Here is a 16,036-nt window from a genome sequence, read left to right as displayed (position 1 = left end):
GATCGCCAGCCCCTACCCTTCGTCGAGGGCCAGCTCCAGCGCCTCGCGCAGCACCGCTTCGCCGTCGCGCGGTGCGAAGCGGCGGATTACCCGGCCATCCCGGCCCACCAGGAACTTGGTGAAGTTCCACTTGATCGCCGTGGTGCCCAGCACCCCGGGGGCGGCCTTCCTGAGCTCCACGAACAGCGGATGGGCCCCGCCGCCGTTGACCCTCACCTTCTCCATCAGCGGGAAGCTGACCTGATACTCCCGGGCGCTCAGGGTGCAGAAGTCCAGCGCCGACTCCGGCGACTGGCGACCGAACTGGTTGCAGGGAAAGCCGATCACCGTGAAGCCCCGCTCGCGATAGCGGCGGTAGAGACGTTCCAGCTCGCGCAGCTGGGGGGTGTAGCCACAGCGGCTGGCGACGTTGACGATGAGCAGCACCTGGCCGCGCAGCGCGCCGAAGTTGAAGGGCTCGCCCTGGGCGGTGCGGCACTGATGATCGTGGAGGGACATGCGCGCGCCTTCATGGTCGATGACCTTCACGATGCCACGCCACCCGCCTGCGCGCCACCCCTCCGGCGGCGTGGCAGCCGACGCAGCCGGCGTCGCACCTCCCTCTCCCGCCGGGCCAGCTGGCGGCGGCGCTCGCGACGCTCGGACCGCCCCAGGGGGGCGTAGCGCAGCCGCTCCAGATGGTGGGCGCAGTCGCGCAGCGCTGGCCCCGCATCGCCCGCCGCCTCGGCCACCCGTCGCAGATGGGCCGAGGGCGACTCCCCGGGCCGCACTCCCAGGCCGCGGCGACCGAGCCAGGCCTGGAGGCGAGCGATGCGCAGCGCCTCGTCGTGCGCCTCCCGCTGGCGTCGCCAGGCCAGACGCAGCAGCGCGGCGAGCCCGGCGGCGGCCGCCGCCGCCATCAGCAGCCCCAGCAGCCCCCCCAGCCAGCCGCGGCCGGGGGCCAGCGCCACCAGGCGGTCCCACAGGGCGTGCAGCCGCGCGGTCACCCGGGCCATCAAGGCATTGCGCGCCTCGCGCTGGTAGCCGATCACGCCGCGCTGCCAGCGGTATTCCAGGCGCTCCCAGTCCAGGCGCAGCCGATTGACCCAACCCACCTCGCGCATGCGCAGCGGCGAGAAGGGGGCATCGGCCAGGAAGGCCTCGCGGCCGTCATCGACGGCCTGGGGCCCCTCCTCGATGCGCTCCGGGGCGATCGCCGCGGTGGGGTCGAGGCGCTGCCAGGCGCCATCGAGCCACACCTCGATCCAGGCGTGGGCGTCGTAGTCGCGGATGGTGAAGTGGCCGTCGGGGTGACGCTCGCCGCCCAGGAAGCCCGCCACCACACGGGCTGGCAGGCCCACCGAGCGAGCCATCACCGCCATGGCCGAGGCGTAGTGGGTGCAGTAGCCGGCGCGGCTCTCGAACAGGAACTCGTCGACCCGATCGGCGGAGGTCAGCCGCGGCGGCGACAGGGTGTAGCGAAACGGCGCCTCGCCGAAGCGCGCCATGATGGCGGCCAGGAAGGCCCGTGGCTCGGCGCCGCTCTCCCGCCACAGCCGCTCGGCCAGCTCGCGGGTGCGAGGGTTGCCCTCGGCCGGCAGCATGGCATGCCAGGCGGGGCCCGCGGGATCGGGGTTGGCCGGCGCCTGGCCGGTGCTGCTCATGCGCAGCAGGCTGCGCGAGGCCAGCGGCGAGGTGCCCTCCAGGGTGCCATCGGCCAGGAAGCGTAGGGGCTCCTCGGTGGCCAGCGGCGCGCCCAGCGACGGCCGCCAGGGGCGGCTGTCCGGTTCCAGCAGCAGCTCCACCTCGAAGCGCGGCGCCCCATCGAGCCAGGGCGAGCGGCGCCCCTCGGCAACGAACTCCTCCAGCGGTCGGCCCAGGGTGGCGGCCAGGCGCTCGGGAGTGGTCCGCCGCCAGCGCTCACCGTCGAAGTCGGAAAGCGTGTAGACCCGCCAGTAGCGCTCGGCGGGTGTGGGCTCGGCGCCCTCGAAGCGCGCCCGGAAGGCGCGGGCGTCGCTGCGCGAGAGCTGGGCGATGTCGCCCGGGGCGATCTCGTCGGTGAGCCCGGTAGAGGCGCGATCGGCCTGGGGCAGGTTCCACAGCGGCCCAAGGCGCGGAAAGACCGCGAACAGCAGCACCATCAGCGGCGCCGAGAGCAGCAGCAGCCAGGCGCTCTCGCGCCAGGCCCGGCGGGCATCGCCCCCGGAAAGCCACACCAGCGAGTGCACCAGCCAGGCCAGCACCAGCAGCCCGCCGGCGGCCATGGGGATGCCCTGGTCGTGCAGGAAGGCCACGGTGGTGGCCACGAAACCGATGGCCACCACCACCCGCCCGTCGCGCCGGTCATGGGTCTCGAGCAGCTTGAGCAGGTAGACCCCGAGCAGCAGGCCGATCATGGCCTCCATCTGCCCGAGGGTGCCGTAGTGCAGCCACAGGCCGCCGGTGAGCGCGCCGACACCGGCCAGGCGCAGCACGACGCCGGCGCGGGGCAGGCGGCGGCGCAGCTGAAGATGGCGATAGCCGGCCACCAGGGCGGCAAGGGCCGCGAGCCAGGCCGGCATCCAGGCCAGGTGCAGGGCAAGCACCAGGCACTGGCCGAGGAAGAGCTGGCGCAGCATGGCGCCGCTCAGCGCCTGGCCATCGGCCAGCACCGCCTCGCCGCCGCGGCCGGCCATGCCGGGCCTCATGACTCCGCCCCCCGGTCGCCCGAGGGGGAGAAGCGCGCCAGCGCCTCCAGGGCCACACGGCGCTGGTGGGGGCCCTCCCCCTGGGGCAGGGTCACCCCGGGCAGGCGCAGGCCGTAGCGGTCGCCGGCCCGATGGTGGGCCAGCACCCGGGCGCAGAGCAGGGAGAGCCGCCGCTCGGGGTCGCCGCGACAGGCGTCATAGTCGAGCCACAGCTGCTGGCGGGGCGGCAGGCTGAAGGCCTTGGCGGCCAGCACCCCGGTGCGGCTCCACTGCTTCCAGGCCAGCCGGGCCGGGCTGTCGCCGGGCTCGGCGCGGCGCAGCCCGGCGAAGTCGGTGGCCTCCAGCCCCGCGCCGGCGTGGCGGTGCTCGGGTTCGTCCTCCGCAAGCGGACGGGGATAGACCAGCAACCGCTCGTCGCTCTGCAGCCAGGCCAGGGCGCGCACCAGCCCCAGCGGCCAGCGGGTCTCCAGGCGCAGGCGCGGCAGCGGCTGCTCGCCGCGCCGCTGAGCCGGCAGGGCCAGGACGGCCTCGCCCTGTCCCTCCGGCAGATCGAGGCGTGCCGAGACGCCCGCGCCATGCAGCTCCAGCGCCGTGCGCGGGCGCCCCCCGGCGAGCACCACGCCGAGACGCGCCTCGCCGCCGGCGAACACCTCCTGGGGCAGGCGCAGGGTGGGGGTGACGCCGAGCAGGTTGCGCCAGGCACGCAGCAGGGCCACCACCCCCAGGCCGAACAGCCAGAAGGCCAGCACATAGGCGAGGGTGTTCTGGTAGTTGATGCCGAACAGTAGCAGCAGCAGGACCAGCACTGCCCAGCCCAGCCCGAAGCGGGTCGGCAGCAGGAAGAGCTGGCGCTGGGGCAGCGGCGTGCCCGGCGCCATCGCCAGGCGTCGCCACCAGCGCTCGCCCAGCGTCAGCCGCGCCATGCTCAGCCCGCCACCGGCACGCGCGCCAGCAGGTGGCGCGCCAGGGCCTCGCCCTCCTCGCGCCGGCCGCTGCTGAGGCGGTGGCCCGCCACCGGCCCCCACACCGCCTGGACGTCCTCGGGCAGCACGTGGTCGCGCCCCTCGAGCAGCGCCCAGCCGCGGGCCGCCTGCAGCAGCGCCAGGGCGCCGCGGGTGGAGAGTCCCCAGGCCAGCTCCGGGTGGTCACGGCTGGCGGCCACCAGCGCCTGGACATAGTCGAGCAGCGCATCCGCCACGTGGATGTCGTCCAGGCGCGCCTGCCAGGCACGCAGGCGCTCGGCGTCCAGCAGCACCGGCAGGCGGTCGAGGCGCACGCGCCCGGCGCGGCCGCGCAGGATCTCGCGCTCGGCGGCGCGGTCCGGATAGCCCAGGGAGAGGCGCATCAAGAAGCGGTCGAGCTGGGATTCCGGCAGGGCGAAGGTGCCCGCCTGCTCCTGGGGATTCTGGGTGGCGATCACGAAGAAGGGATCGGGCAGCGCCCGGGTCTCCCCCTCCACGGTCACCCGCCCCTCCTCCATGGCCTCGAGCAGGGCGCTCTGGGTCTTGGGGGTGGCGCGGTTGATCTCGTCGGCCAGCACCAGGCCGTGGAAGATCGGCCCGGGGTGGAAGGTGAAGCGCGCCTCCCGGGGGTCGAACACCGAGACCCCCAGCACGTCGGCGGGCAGCAGGTCGCTGGTGAACTGCAGGCGCTGCATGTCGAGCCCGGTGACCCGCGCCAGGGACTGGGCCAGGGTGGTCTTGCCGAGCCCCGGCAGGTCCTCGATCAGCAGGTGGCCGCGGCACAGCAGGCAGCACAGCGCCAGGCGCACCTCCCGGGACTTGCCGAGCACCACCCCCTCCAGCGCTGCCACCACGGCCTCCAGCTCGCCCAGCCGAGCCGGGCGGTTCATGGTGCGGGCTCCAGCAGGCCGGTCTCGAGCAGCACCTGCAGCGCCTGGCGGGTGTCCGGGGTGACCCCGGGCAGCGCAAGGGCCTCGGCGGGCGGCCGCCAGAAGACCTCGGCCACCTCCTCCGCCTGCAGCGCCAGCGGGCCGTCGTGATCGACCAGGAACAGGCTGCCGAAGATATGGTGGCCTCCCTCGGCGTGGATGAAGCCACCGGCCGGGCGCAGCGGCACGCCGCGGATGCCCAGCTCCTCGGCCAGCTCACGGCGCGCCGCCAGGTGTTCGGCCTCGCCGGCGCCCACCACGCCGCCGGCGGCCAGGTCGAGTCCGCCGGGGAAGACCTCCTTGGTGAGGGTCCGGCGCTGCACGCAGATCTCGCCGCGGGCGTTGCGCACCACGATGTAGGTGGCCCGGTGCCAGAAGCGGAAGCGCCGCATCTGGGCGCGCCAGGCGCTGCCGCAGGGGCGATTACGGGCATCCACCAGCTGGATGCGCTCGCGGGCGACGTGCGGCGTCGGCAGCGGCTCGTCGCGAAGGGCGTCGGTCATGGGCATCTCCCGGGGAAATGCCTCAAGCCTACCCAGTCGGCGCCGCGGCGTCACGTTGACCGGGCCCCGCGGGCCCACCATGCTCAGGACACCCCTTCGATACTGGAGGTGTGCCATGTCCGACCACGCTCCCCGCACCCGGCTGGCCACCCATCGGGTGACCAACCAGCCCGCGCCAGGCGCTCGGCGAGGCCGCCGACCGCCACCCGCCGACGCTGCGGCTCTTCGACCGCCATGGGCGACGCCTCGACGAGGTCAGCTACCACCCCGCCTACCACGAGCTGATGCACCTGGCCATCGACCGCGGCTGGCACGCCGTGGCCTGGCAGGAGGAGGGCCGCGGCGGCCACCAGGCCCACGTGGCGGCCCTCTACCTGCTGACCCAGGCCGAGCCGGGGTTCTGCTGTCCGGTGACCATGACCCATGCGGCCATGCCGGTGCTGCGCCACTCCTCCCGGGCACAGGCGCGCTGGGCGCCGGGGCTGCTGGCCTGGGACTACGACCCGCGCCCCCTACCGGCCACCGAGAAGAGCGGGCTCACCTTCGGCATGGCGATGACCGAGAAGCAGGGCGGCAGCGATCTGCGCGCCACATCCACGCGAGCCGACCCCCTCGCGGCCACGCGAGCCGAATCCCTCGCCGCCACGCACGCCGAGCCCAGCGACGACGGCTGGCGGCTCACCGGTCACAAGTGGTTCTGCAGCGCGCCGATGTCCGACGCCTTCCTGACCCTGGCCCGCACCGACGAGGGGCTCGGCTGCTTCCTGGTGCCGCGCTTCACCCCCGACGGGGAGCGCAATGCCATCGAGCTGCAGCGGCTCAAGGAGAAGTGCGGCAACCGCGCCAACGCCTCGGCGGAGATCGAGTACCGCGGCGCCTGGGCCGAGCCCATCGGCGCGCCGGGGCGCGGCATCGCCACCCTCCTCGAGATGGTCCAGCAGACCCGCCTCGACGCCGCCACCGCGCCGGTCGGCATGATGCGCCAGGCGCTGCGGGTGGCCTGGCACCACGTGCGCGAGCGCCACGCCTTCGGCCGGGCGCTGGCCGAGCAGCCGCTGATGCAGGCGGTGGTGGCCGACCTGGCGCTGGAGGTGGAGGCGTGCCTCGCCCTGGTGATGCGTGCCGCCCGGGCCTTCGACGGCGCCGCCCGGGGCGACGAGAACGAACGCGCCCTGGCCCGTCTGCTGCCCGCGCTGGCCAAGTACTGGCACAACAAGCGCGGCCCCGGCTTCATGGCCGAGGCCATGGAGTGCCTGGGCGGCATCGGCTACGTGGAGGAGTCGCCGCTGGCGCGGCTCTACCGCGAGGCGCCGGTCAACTCGATCTGGGAGGGCTCGGGAAACGTGATCTGCCTGGACGTGCTGCGGGTGCTGCGCCGCCACCCCGAGGCGCTGGCCGCCTGCTGGCAGGCGATGGCGCCCGCCCGGGGCGAGAACCGCCGGCTGGACGCCGCCCTGGCCGAGCTGGAGCGGCTGCTGGCCGAGCCCGCCGAGGGGCTGGAACCCCGCGCCCGCTGGCTCACCCAGCGCCTGGCCCAGTGCCTGCAGGCGGCACTGCTGGTGCAGCACGCGCCGAGCGAGGTGGCCGACGCCTTCTGCGCCACCCGGCTGGGCGACGAGGCCAGCCCCGCCTACGGCGTGCTGCCCAGCGGCTCGCCCTGCACGGCACTGCTGGCACGCATCGAGTCCTGAGTCGATCCCACCTCGAGGATCGCCTCGGCCGGCATCGGCCGGGCCAGCCCGTAGCCCTGCACGTGGGTGCAGCCGAAGCGATCGAGGAGCGCCAGGCTGGCCGGATCCTCGACCCCCTCGGCCACCACCCGGATGCCCAGGCGTCGACCCAGCAGGGCCACCGCCTCGACGATGGCCGCGTCCTGGGTTTCCTCCTGGAGATGCTGCACGAAGCTGCGATCCACCTTGAGTTCGCTGATCGGCAGCATCTGCAGCCGCGCCAGTGACGAGAAGCCGATGCCGAAGTCATCCACCGATACCTCAAGCCCCCCCAGGCAGAGCCGCGCCGCCACCTCGCTGCCCAGCAGTTCATCCTGCATGGCGGCGGTCTCGGTGATCTCGAGCACCAGGGGCGGGTCCTCGGGGGAGCGCAGGCAGGCCAGCTCCAGCAGGTCCGGGCACATCAGGTCATCGGCGGTCACGTTGACCGAGACCGATGCCGAGACGCCCTCGCGCAGCCAGACGGCCGCATCGGCCTGGGCCCGCGCCAGCACGTGGCGCGTCAGGCGCTTGCCCTGGTCCAGGGAGAGCAGGGGCAGGAAGCTGGCCGGGCCGATCAGGCCAAGGGCGGGATGGGCCCAGCGCACCAGCGCCTCGACCCCGCTGAGCCGGCCGGTGGCGAGCTCGAACTGGGGCTGGTAGTGAAGGGTGAGCTCGTCCCGGAGGAGGGCCTGCTCGAGATCGTCGGCGCTGAACAGCGGCTCGCCTCGGGCCTCGAGCGGTGCCCGACAGCCCACCCTCAGGTTGTCCAGACAGCGGCGCAGCTCGGAGAGTCGCATCGGCTTGTCGAGGCAGCCCAGCATCTGCAGGCCGAGGGTATGTCCCACCCGCTCGGCGATCCGCGCGATCTTGCGCTCGACCCCGGAGAGCAGCAGCACCCAGTCGCGGTAGCCGGTCGCCGCCAGGTGGCGCAGCAGGGCGAAACCGTCCTCGCTGCCGAACTCCAGCCCCAGCACCACCAGGCGCGGCGGCCGCGCGGCCACCGCCGCGAGGAGCGCGGTCGACTGCTGGAAGTAGCGGGTCTCCAGACCCAGTACCTCGAACTGCAGGGAAAGCACGGCGGCGACGTCCGGGTCGGCCTCCAGGACCAGCGCGAGTGGTGCAGGCGAGGAGTCGTACATCGGCGGGATTCCGGTCAGCAAGTAACCAGAGCGTAACACCGCCTGATGAAAGTCACACGACAGGTATGATGACCGGCATCAACGTTGCCTACGCCAGCGGCCCGGCCACCACGCGCAGGGCCAGGGCCAGCAGCAGCACCCCGGTGATGCGATTGACCCAGTGGGAGCGCGCCTGCAGCCAGGGCAGCACCCGGGAGTGGGAGAGCCCCACCGCCACCATCACGTACCAGGCGCCGTCGATGATCATGGCCGTCAGCACGATCACCGCCTTGGCCGCCAGGCTCATGTCCGGGGTCACGAACTGGCTGAGCAGGGCGATGAAGAAGAGGATCAGCTTGGGGTTGCCGAGCGCGACCAGCATGCCCTCCCGGGCCGCCTGGCGCCGGGTGGTGGGCACCGCCCCGGCTTCCAGCGGGCCGGCGCGACCGGCACGCAGGGCCTTGAGGCCGAGCCAGGCCAGGTAGGCCGCGCCGGCCCAGGTGATCACCTGGAACAGCGCCGGCTGACGCACGATCAGCGCGCCGAGCCCCCACACCGTCAGCAGTGCATAGAGACCCACGCCCAGCGCATGGGAGAGCCCCGCCACCACCCCCGGAGCGCGACCGCCGCCCAGCGTATGGCGCAGCACCAGGGCCAGGCTGGGGCCCGGCGACATGGCGCCCATGGCGCAGACCGCCGCCAGGGAGAGCCAGAGGGAAAACGGCATGGTGGAAGGCGGCCTCTCAGCGGTGGAACTGCTTCTCGCGCTCCGGCTGCCAGAAGATGGCATCGACGCGCAGCTGTACCTCGTGACCATCCGGCAGCGGCCAGTCGATCACATCGCCGATGCGCAGCCCGATCAGCCCGGCACCCACCGGCGCCATGACCGAGATGCCATCTTCCGTGGTGGCCAGGGCGTGGGGGTAGACCAGGGTGCGGATCATCTGGCGGTTGCGGGTCAGGTCGGTGAACTGGATCCGACTGTTCATGCTGACCACGTCCTCGGGGATCTCCTCGGGATCGACGACCTCACCGCGCTCGAGCTCCTCCTCGAGGGCCTCGGCAACGAACAGATCCTTGTCGCTGGCCTCGTCGATCAGGCGCTGCAGGCGCTCGGCATCGAGGCGATTGATGATGATGGGGGGGCGGGGTGACATACGACCTCCTGATAACCCGTCAACGCAGAGAGAAAGCCTTGGGCCATCCAATAAAAACAGCCCTCCACCCCCGAAGGGGGGAAGGACTGTCGACTCGGACCATCATAAGCCCAATGAGGCAGCTTGTCAGGTCCCCTCGCCAGGGCCGCGACGCCAGGTGGCCAGCACCACCGCCCCCACCACGGCCAGGGCCAGCCCCACGAAGGCGACCGGGTTCCAGGCCCGCCAGCCGTATAGCCCCAGCACCACGCCCAGCGCGATCAAGCCCCCGGCAAATCCCTTCACTCCCATGACACGCTCCCAGACTGGCCCGACTGCCATCGCCCCAGCATGGTCTCCGCGCGCGAGCCCTGCAACCGCCTCCCACCCCGACGCCCCCAGACGGCAACGCCACTCGACGACGCCGGCCTCACGGCAAGGATTGACAGCGCCGGCCAATCGGCACTATGGATATGATCAAAGGCATTCGCCTTTCCCCGGCCACCCCGGGTCTACCGTGCTCAGGATGCTGTCCATGGACGCCATACCCTGTCCCCCGTCACTGTCCTCCGAACTGATCGACCAGCCGCTCGCCGACCCCGAGGTTCCCGACGCCTGCCTGGTCTTCGATACCGCCCTCGCCCGCCGCCTGGCCCAGGCCAAGGCGCTGCTCGACCGCCTGGAGCGCGACAGCGACTCCCGCGACCTCAGCGCGCTGGGCGCGGCACGCATCGAGTTTGCCCAGGCCTCCCGCGCCGTGGCCGACGACGTGCTGAGCCGCGGCCTCGGGTAGCCCGTCCTGCCCATGCGGGCGGAAAGGCAGGCATCAGACATAACGCCTCATGCTGCAATGCAGCAAGGAAGGAGCTATGGTGATAGGTGTCCCACTCAGGAGGACAGCTATCATGAATGATTACACTTCACCTACCCTCGACACCGAAGTCCTGGCGTTCTGGTATCGCCAATCACAATGGCAACGCACCGCCTTCGAAGCCGTAGCGGCCTACCTGGGCTGACGCCCCCAGCGGCCTGCTTGGCGCTGCACCCTTTACCTGCATGAAGTCGCCCCTCGGGAGAATGCCTTGCCCCGAGGGGCGCCCTTGCGTCGGAGAGCGGGAGCACCAGCATCGACCGACAGCGTGGCCCGGGCGAGATTGACCCGGGCACCTCTCCCTAGTTTAGACTGGCCCACTCCCCGCCACGTGAAGGAAGGACACCATGCAATCACGCTACTTCACCATCAACGACTTCCCCCAGGGGACGCCGGGGCGCGAGCTGTTCGAGCTCCGCGAGACCGAGCTGCCCGCCCTGGCCGAGGGCGAGGTGCGGATTCGCAACACCTGGCTATCGGTGGACCCCTACATGCGCGGCCGCATGAGCGGCGTCAAGACCTACATCGACCCCTTCGTGCTCGGTGACCCGCTGGAGGGCGCCGCGGTGGGTGAGGTGATCGAATCCCGGGACGCGCGCCTGAGCGTGGGCGACCGGGTCCGCCACATGGCCGGCTGGCGGGACATCGCCCAGCTGCCGGGCGACCAGGTGGAGCCCCTGCCGGGCATCGATGTGCCCGAGCAGGCCTACCTCGGCGTGCTGGGCATGCCCGGCATGACCGCCTGGACGGGCCTGAACCGGATCGCCGAGATGCTGGCGGGCGACAACGTGCTGGTCAGCGCCGCCAGCGGCGCGGTGGGCTCGCTGGCCGTGCAGCTGGCCAAGGCCCGCGGTGGCACCGTGGTCGGCATCGCCGGCTCGCCCGAGAAGCTCGCCTGGCTGGAGTCCCACGGCATCCAGGCGGTGAGCTACCGGGACCGCGACGCGGGGCAGCTCACCGAGGCGCTCCAGGCGGCCTGCCCCGAGGGTTTCGATATCTACTACGAGAACGTGGGCGGCACCTGCCTGGAAGCGGCGCTCAACACGCTGCGCACCGGCGGGCGCATCGCCGTGTGCGGGATGATCACCCGCTACAACGCCCAGGAACCGGCCCCGGGGCCGAGCAACCTCGCCATGGTACTGATCAAGCGCCTGCGCATGCAGGGCTTCATCATCTTCGACCACTGGGCCGACTACCCCCGTTTCCTCGAGGAGGTCGGCCCGCTGGTCGCCAACGGCGAGATCGACTACGCGGAGACCATCGAAGAGGGCCTCGAGCGCACGCCGGATGCCTTCCTGGCGCTGTTCGAGGGGGCCAATACCGGCAAGATGCTGGTGCGGCTCTGACCCGCGTCCCACGGCGGCAACCAAGGAGCGACGCCATGAACGCCATCAACCCCGAGAAGCTGCACCACAGCAAGTGGACCGCGGCGAAGCCACGGAACAAGGAGAAGCACTTCCTGGTGACGGCGCTGGAGCGCGACGAGGAGGAGAACGTGGTCGCGGTGGTCCTCGAGGCCGTCTACACCCGCCGCGAGACCACCCTGCCCTGGCAGGACCTGAAGGACGACGCCACCTGGCTGATGGGCTGGCGGTGATCGTCCACGCCTGGCTTCAGGTTCTAGTCCGGCTTGCCCACCAGCCAGTGGGTCACCCCCAGCGCCAGCACCACGGCGGCGATGGCGAGCATTTCCATCGCCGTCACGGTGGCGATATCCAGGATGATCACCTTCCGGGCGATCGCCATCAGCGCCGTGGCCACCACCAGGCGGATGGGCAGGATATTGGTGCCCAGGTAGAGGCGGATGTTGATGAAGATCTCGACCGCGATCAGCACCACCATGAAGGCGCCGAAGATCACGAAGATGTCGCTGACCTCGAACAGCAGCACCGGCGGCGAGATGAACTTGGTGTAGAGCACATAGATGACATCCAGGACGCCCCAGATGATCACCAGCACCATCAGCACCGCCAGCACCTTGATCGCCTGGCGGATGATGAGATGCAGCCGCCGGATCAGCGGGTCCTCGTGCTCCTTGGGCAGCTCGTCGTGCTGCAGCCTCGGTCCATGTCGTGCATCCTGATCATGCTGTTCCATCGCCGCCTCTCCCGGTAGCCCCCGGCGGGGGTCGAGTCCATTGATGCCCGAGCGCGCGACGCTGTCAATCCATGCCGTGCATCAGCATGGTGTAATGATCCCGTGGTTTCTTCTCACCCTCACGATATGTAGTTCACCTGTTCAGGGTCGGGCGCCTCGAGGAAAGCTACGATGATGACCAACTAGATAGCCAGAACATCGCCGAAAGCGTTGGGGTGAATGGCAGGATATGGTTTGAAGTGTGACGGTATTCACCTGACAGTCGGCCGCTGAAAAGCAAAGTGGTCATAGTGCCCCCCGTGGGTTATAGAACGAGTGTCTGACGCTCGGCTGTAACACCATGAGGAAACGACTATGACCACCGAAGAAAAGGTAGCACGTCGCAAGCTCAGTCTCCTAGAACTGGCCAAGGATCTGCAGAATGTCAGCAAGGCCTGCAAGGTCATGGGCTACTCCCGGCAGCAGTTCTATGAGATCCGTCGCAACTATCAAACCTTCGGCTCCGAGGGGCTCGTCGACAAGCTCCCCGGGCCGCGGGGACCACACCCCAACCGCGTCAGCGAAGAAATCGAAACGGCCATTCTCGAGCACAGCCTGGCCTTCCCCACCCACGGTCCTGTCCGCGTCGCTCAAGAACTGGCGCTACGTGGCATTCAGGTCAGCTCTACGGGCGTCAGAGGCGTATGGGGACGCCATGACTTGCTGACCCGGCATGAGCGCCTCCTGCGGCTCGAGAGGGCCATGCGCGAGCAGAAAATCGAGCTGACCGAAGAACAAGTTCGCCACCTGGAGCGGTTCAGCCCTGAGTTCCGCGAGCGGCATATCGAAGTCCACCACACCGGCGAACTGGTCGCTGTCGATACCTTCTTCGTCGGTACCCTCAAGGGGGTTGGCAAGGTCTATCTGCAGTCCGTCATCGACTGCTTCAGCCGCTACGCCTGGGGCCGCCTCTACACCAGCAAACTGCCCATTACGGCCGTGCATGTACTCAATAATGACGTGCTGCCCTTCTTCGAGGCTCACAACGCCAAGGTCAGCACGGTACTCAGCGACAACGGCCGAGAATTCTGCGGCCGTAAGGATCAGCATCCGTATGAGCTGTTCCTTCAGCTCGAAGAGATCGAGCACCGCACCACCAAGGTGCGACGGCCGCAGAGCAACGGCTTCGTCGAACGGCTGCACCGCACCTTGCTGGACGAGCACTTCCGCATCCAGGGACGCACCAAGTGGTACGAGGCCCTGGAAGAGATGCAGCAGGACCTGAACGACTATCTGGTCACCTACAACACGAAACGGCCGCATCAGGGCCGCAACATGAAGGGCTCGACGCCCTATGCCGTGTTCAAGAAAGGGCTCCCCAAAGCGACGAAGAAGGAACCCAGGAAAACGGCAGAAAACACTGCTTAACTATAGGGAGCCCACGGGGGCATGTGTCAGGCGAATACCATCACTGTACATATGGTTGTCGTCACGGCTAGGGCCTCTTGCAGCCGACAGTCTTTATCATGGCTGATTCACATACTAAAAGGCTGAGAGTCTACCCCTGAAAGACCTCGCAACTTTCGTAGAAACAGCTCACCTCTTCCCAAACTCGAGAACTTCATCCATTTCACGACTTGAAATAGGAGCAATACCAGTCAGATCGACATCAAACCGCACATTTTCGATTGGCAATGCCTGGCCAACTTCTGGAACAGGTATATTTAAAGAACTAAACATGACTAAAGACGTCTGGTCGGGAAAAGCGCTTAATTTTAGACTATTCCGATAGATGTCCCGACCGCCTTTGACAAGGCACTGCGCCAAGAACCGAGCACGTAGCTCGTCATCGGAAATCTTGATGCACAGTTCATCCATGAACTCCGATGCGGATTTTCCGGAATTTACCTCTACGACTGCAAGGGATGCTACATATACGCTAAAACCACCAGCAGGACGAAGCTGCTCGAGGGAAAACCGATGCTTACGCTTGGAACGCACGGTCGTCTTGGCTTCCAGAACAAAACCGTCAGCCACGTAATCATACTTTGCCTTCTTGTGGCAGCACCAGCTATGAACGGCGGCAGCCAAGTTACTTGAACGGGAGAGTATATATAACTCGCCCCACAAGCCGACAACATCACCGATGGAACCCTCGACTTTCTCGAAAAGGTCAGCAAGCTCAAGAATTCTTATAGAAATTTCCTTATTTGTATAATACCTCCCCCGCACCCGAAAGCTTTCCTCAAAAACCCTGAGAAACATTCGGATAATATCCGGATCATTTTCGTTCAAGCGCACAATCGTATATATCCCTGATGCCCCAACCCCACTGGCATCCTCTATGACGCAATCGCGTGAGAAACGTATGGAGATTGAGCGAAGTTCAATATCGCTTCGGGGAGCGTCCCTCCGCACACTAAAAAGCAAGGATGGGCACGTATCGCCATCCACCGATAGCCACAACGAATTATCTGCCGCCAAAGGTTGCCCGAGCAGCTGGTCGCAGCCATCAGGGAATTCACTCACCAGACTTTCGTAGAATTCGAAGAACATGTCAGACCTGCCTCTCGACCCAAACCCGCTCCATTAGATGATCGGGAACATAAACGGCAAGTATTGGCACGTCCATGATCGTCCGCTTTTTATCCGATGCTTGAACATCGTAACGGTGAACTTGAAAGGTTATCGTCTCTTCAGAAACCAGTGCTCTGGCACCGGGGTAGTTCGTTTTGGCGTTCTTGCCCTGGAACAGGTTCTTGATTTTTGGCGGCACCTTATCACTAAGGGTACGGACAGCATCGACACCAGACCACGGCCCAGACAGGGCGTAAAAACAGCACTGCATATCTGGCTCTTCGCTTGCTAAACGCTCAAGGCCGAGCATGAGGGCCGAATGCTGTAAATTGTCGTCAGGCCACTTGTAGCGAAGCTGGCCTATCTTCTGGAGCAGGTCAGCCAGTCTGATACCGCCGCTAAATTTCGGCACTACCTGCTTAGCATTCCAGCCCTCTTCAGAATAGCTTCCCAATTCAAAGCTGGCGATGATATCGTCTACTACTTCTCGGTTTTCTGAAACAATCTCCGAGTCCTCGAAAGGATGGTCGGGAATAATCCAGCCACCACGCCCCTTTGACTGATACATTTCCAAAAGTATGACGGAACTTCGTGTGGGCTTGAGGCTTTGATCAAGAAAATAGGTTCGGCGCCATTCCTTTAAGGTTTTTCCGCCCTCAAGATGGTGGCGAATTGATCGGCGAATGGACTCCTCATGTGTCACATAGTCAGTGAACGCATCAATATTCTCTGATGTTAGATAAATTCTGCACAGGCCAAGATAGCCTTTTTTGTACCCGAAGAACCGTGCTCGCTGTTGAATATTGTCGGCGTTACCTACGCCAGTCGAACGCGGCATATAGCTTACAGTAAGCCCTTCGACCGTAAATCCACGATCCAGCCCAATACCACCAACCAGAATCCAGCTATATTCACCCTTCCAGTCAACGCTAGGAATCCGATTCTTCTCACGGGTATTGAGTTCGACAACCGCCGTTTCCTCAACGGCATCGAACAACACCGAAAGCACGTCATCAAATGTATAATTTGTGACGTAAGTTTTAAAAATCTCTAGAGCAGACCCCTTGAACTCTTCAACCAGCTCGGAATAACTTTCGTGGCGTTCATCCTGAAGGATGATCGACCAGTTCTGTTTCGTCTGTTTAACCCATCGTGCGAACATCAGATGTTCATCCTTAGGCACAGCGGGGTGGATCATCATCGAGCGATTACGCCCTTTATGGTCATCCTCTTCTAGCAGTCCGATGGCAACGCCTATAAAATAGTCCCGTAATCCCGCCTTATTCACGAGGGCGCTGATTGAGCGGTCTGAAGGTACTGGCTGTTGGCATTGCTTATCAGGATTCGCCTCTTCAGCGCGAGTGGCTGTTGAGTAATGCCAGAACGCAGCCCTTTTCCTACTTACTTATAGCTCTTTGGAATCAATGGCGGCCGTCCAAGCAGCCGTGATCGCCGACCGCCGCTCCGGTCGCTCGCTTTCTGATGC

17 protein-coding genes are annotated in these 16,036 nt (G+C 67.0%); 5 read left to right on the top strand and 12 right to left on the bottom strand.

Annotated features, from left to right (window positions below; all coding sequences use genetic code 11):
- Positions 1–12: 12 nt before the first annotated feature.
- Genes B6N23_RS12835 through B6N23_RS12815 form a run of 5 tightly spaced genes read right to left on the bottom strand, consistent with a single transcriptional unit; the run spans position 13 to position 5,060 of the window.
- A complete protein-coding gene (locus B6N23_RS12835) occupies positions 13–498 on the bottom strand; it encodes a glutathione peroxidase (protein ID WP_169959254.1) in 486 nt (161 codons plus the stop codon).
- Between the two features lie 26 nt (positions 499–524).
- Positions 525–2,654 (bottom strand): transglutaminase TgpA family protein, encoded by a 2,130-nt coding sequence (locus B6N23_RS12830; RefSeq protein WP_305499496.1) that lies wholly within the window; start codon positions 2,652–2,654, stop codon positions 525–527.
- Between the two features lie 8 nt (positions 2,655–2,662).
- The gene (locus B6N23_RS12825; RefSeq protein ID WP_305499494.1) at positions 2,663–3,589 is read right to left on the bottom strand and encodes a DUF58 domain-containing protein; all 927 of its coding nucleotides are present in this window, start codon (positions 3,587–3,589) and stop codon (positions 2,663–2,665) included.
- 2 nt (positions 3,590–3,591) lie between these two features.
- Positions 3,592–4,518, bottom strand: a complete 927-nt coding sequence (locus tag B6N23_RS12820; protein ID WP_305499492.1) for an AAA family ATPase — start codon at positions 4,516–4,518, stop codon at positions 3,592–3,594.
- Positions 4,515–5,060 carry an NUDIX hydrolase gene (locus tag B6N23_RS12815; protein WP_110068829.1) on the bottom strand — a complete coding sequence of 182 codons (546 nt, stop codon included), beginning with the start codon at positions 5,058–5,060 and terminating at the stop codon, positions 4,515–4,517. The genes B6N23_RS12820 and B6N23_RS12815 overlap by 4 nt, the downstream gene beginning before the upstream one ends.
- Positions 5,061–5,275: 215 nt before the next feature.
- Here B6N23_RS12815 and B6N23_RS12810 point away from each other — a divergent pair, with 215 nt between their 5' ends.
- Positions 5,276–6,751, top strand: coding sequence for an acyl-CoA dehydrogenase family protein (locus tag B6N23_RS12810; protein ID WP_305503803.1), 1,476 nt, complete (start codon positions 5,276–5,278; stop codon positions 6,749–6,751).
- Here the strand turns inward: B6N23_RS12810 and B6N23_RS12805 are convergent.
- From B6N23_RS12805 to B6N23_RS12790, 4 genes are all read right to left on the bottom strand, one after another.
- A complete protein-coding gene (locus B6N23_RS12805; protein ID WP_305499490.1) occupies positions 6,691–7,911 on the bottom strand; it encodes an EAL domain-containing response regulator in 1,221 nt (406 codons plus the stop codon). The genes B6N23_RS12810 and B6N23_RS12805 overlap by 61 nt on opposite strands.
- Before the next feature lie 88 nt (positions 7,912–7,999).
- On the bottom strand, positions 8,000–8,617 hold the full coding sequence (locus B6N23_RS12800; protein ID WP_110068832.1) for a LysE family translocator: 618 nt from the start codon (positions 8,615–8,617) through the stop codon (positions 8,000–8,002).
- A gap of 16 nt (positions 8,618–8,633) precedes the next feature.
- Positions 8,634–9,047, bottom strand: a complete 414-nt coding sequence (gene rnk / locus B6N23_RS12795; protein ID WP_119021548.1) for a nucleoside diphosphate kinase regulator — start codon at positions 9,045–9,047, stop codon at positions 8,634–8,636.
- Between the two features lie 126 nt (positions 9,048–9,173).
- Positions 9,174–9,338: a hypothetical protein gene (locus B6N23_RS12790; RefSeq protein WP_305499484.1), complete on the bottom strand. Its 165-nt coding sequence runs from the start codon at positions 9,336–9,338 to the stop codon at positions 9,174–9,176.
- A gap of 223 nt (positions 9,339–9,561) precedes the next feature.
- On the opposite strand from B6N23_RS12790, the gene B6N23_RS12785 reads away from it, so the two are divergent.
- The 3 genes from B6N23_RS12785 (at position 9,562) to B6N23_RS12775 (ending at position 11,494) form a co-directional block, all read left to right on the top strand.
- A complete protein-coding gene (locus tag B6N23_RS12785) occupies positions 9,562–9,819 on the top strand; it encodes a hypothetical protein (protein WP_305499482.1) in 258 nt (85 codons plus the stop codon).
- Positions 9,820–10,244: 425 nt separating this feature from the next.
- The gene (locus B6N23_RS12780) at positions 10,245–11,243 is read left to right on the top strand and encodes an NADP-dependent oxidoreductase (RefSeq protein ID WP_305499480.1); all 999 of its coding nucleotides are present in this window, start codon (positions 10,245–10,247) and stop codon (positions 11,241–11,243) included.
- A gap of 35 nt (positions 11,244–11,278) precedes the next feature.
- Complete coding sequence (locus tag B6N23_RS12775) at positions 11,279–11,494, top strand: TIGR02450 family Trp-rich protein (protein ID WP_305499477.1); 216 nt, start codon at positions 11,279–11,281, stop codon at positions 11,492–11,494.
- Positions 11,495–11,517: 23 nt separating this feature from the next.
- On the opposite strand, the gene B6N23_RS12770 is transcribed toward B6N23_RS12775, so the two are convergent.
- Positions 11,518–11,994: a phosphate-starvation-inducible PsiE family protein gene (locus B6N23_RS12770; RefSeq protein ID WP_305499475.1), complete on the bottom strand. Its 477-nt coding sequence runs from the start codon at positions 11,992–11,994 to the stop codon at positions 11,518–11,520.
- Between the two features lie 354 nt (positions 11,995–12,348).
- Here B6N23_RS12770 and B6N23_RS12765 point away from each other — a divergent pair, with 354 nt between their 5' ends.
- Positions 12,349–13,401 carry an IS481 family transposase gene (locus B6N23_RS12765; protein WP_305499472.1) on the top strand — a complete coding sequence of 351 codons (1,053 nt, stop codon included), beginning with the start codon at positions 12,349–12,351 and terminating at the stop codon, positions 13,399–13,401.
- Positions 13,402–13,569: 168 nt separating this feature from the next.
- Here B6N23_RS12765 and B6N23_RS12760 read toward each other — a convergent pair whose 3' ends face one another.
- Positions 13,570–14,529 (bottom strand): PD-(D/E)XK motif protein, encoded by a 960-nt coding sequence (locus tag B6N23_RS12760; protein WP_305499469.1) that lies wholly within the window; start codon positions 14,527–14,529, stop codon positions 13,570–13,572.
- A 1-nt stretch (position 14,530) separates the two neighbouring features.
- Positions 14,531–15,838, bottom strand: a complete 1,308-nt coding sequence (locus tag B6N23_RS12755) for a Z1 domain-containing protein (protein WP_305499467.1) — start codon at positions 15,836–15,838, stop codon at positions 14,531–14,533.
- Between the last annotated feature and the right edge of the window lie 198 nt (positions 15,839–16,036).

This window comes from Halomonas alkalicola (assembly GCF_030704205.1).
In the GTDB taxonomy this organism is placed as follows: Bacteria; Pseudomonadota; Gammaproteobacteria; order Pseudomonadales; family Halomonadaceae; genus Halomonas; species Halomonas alkalicola.
This window is presented reverse-complemented; position numbering and strand designations above follow the sequence as displayed.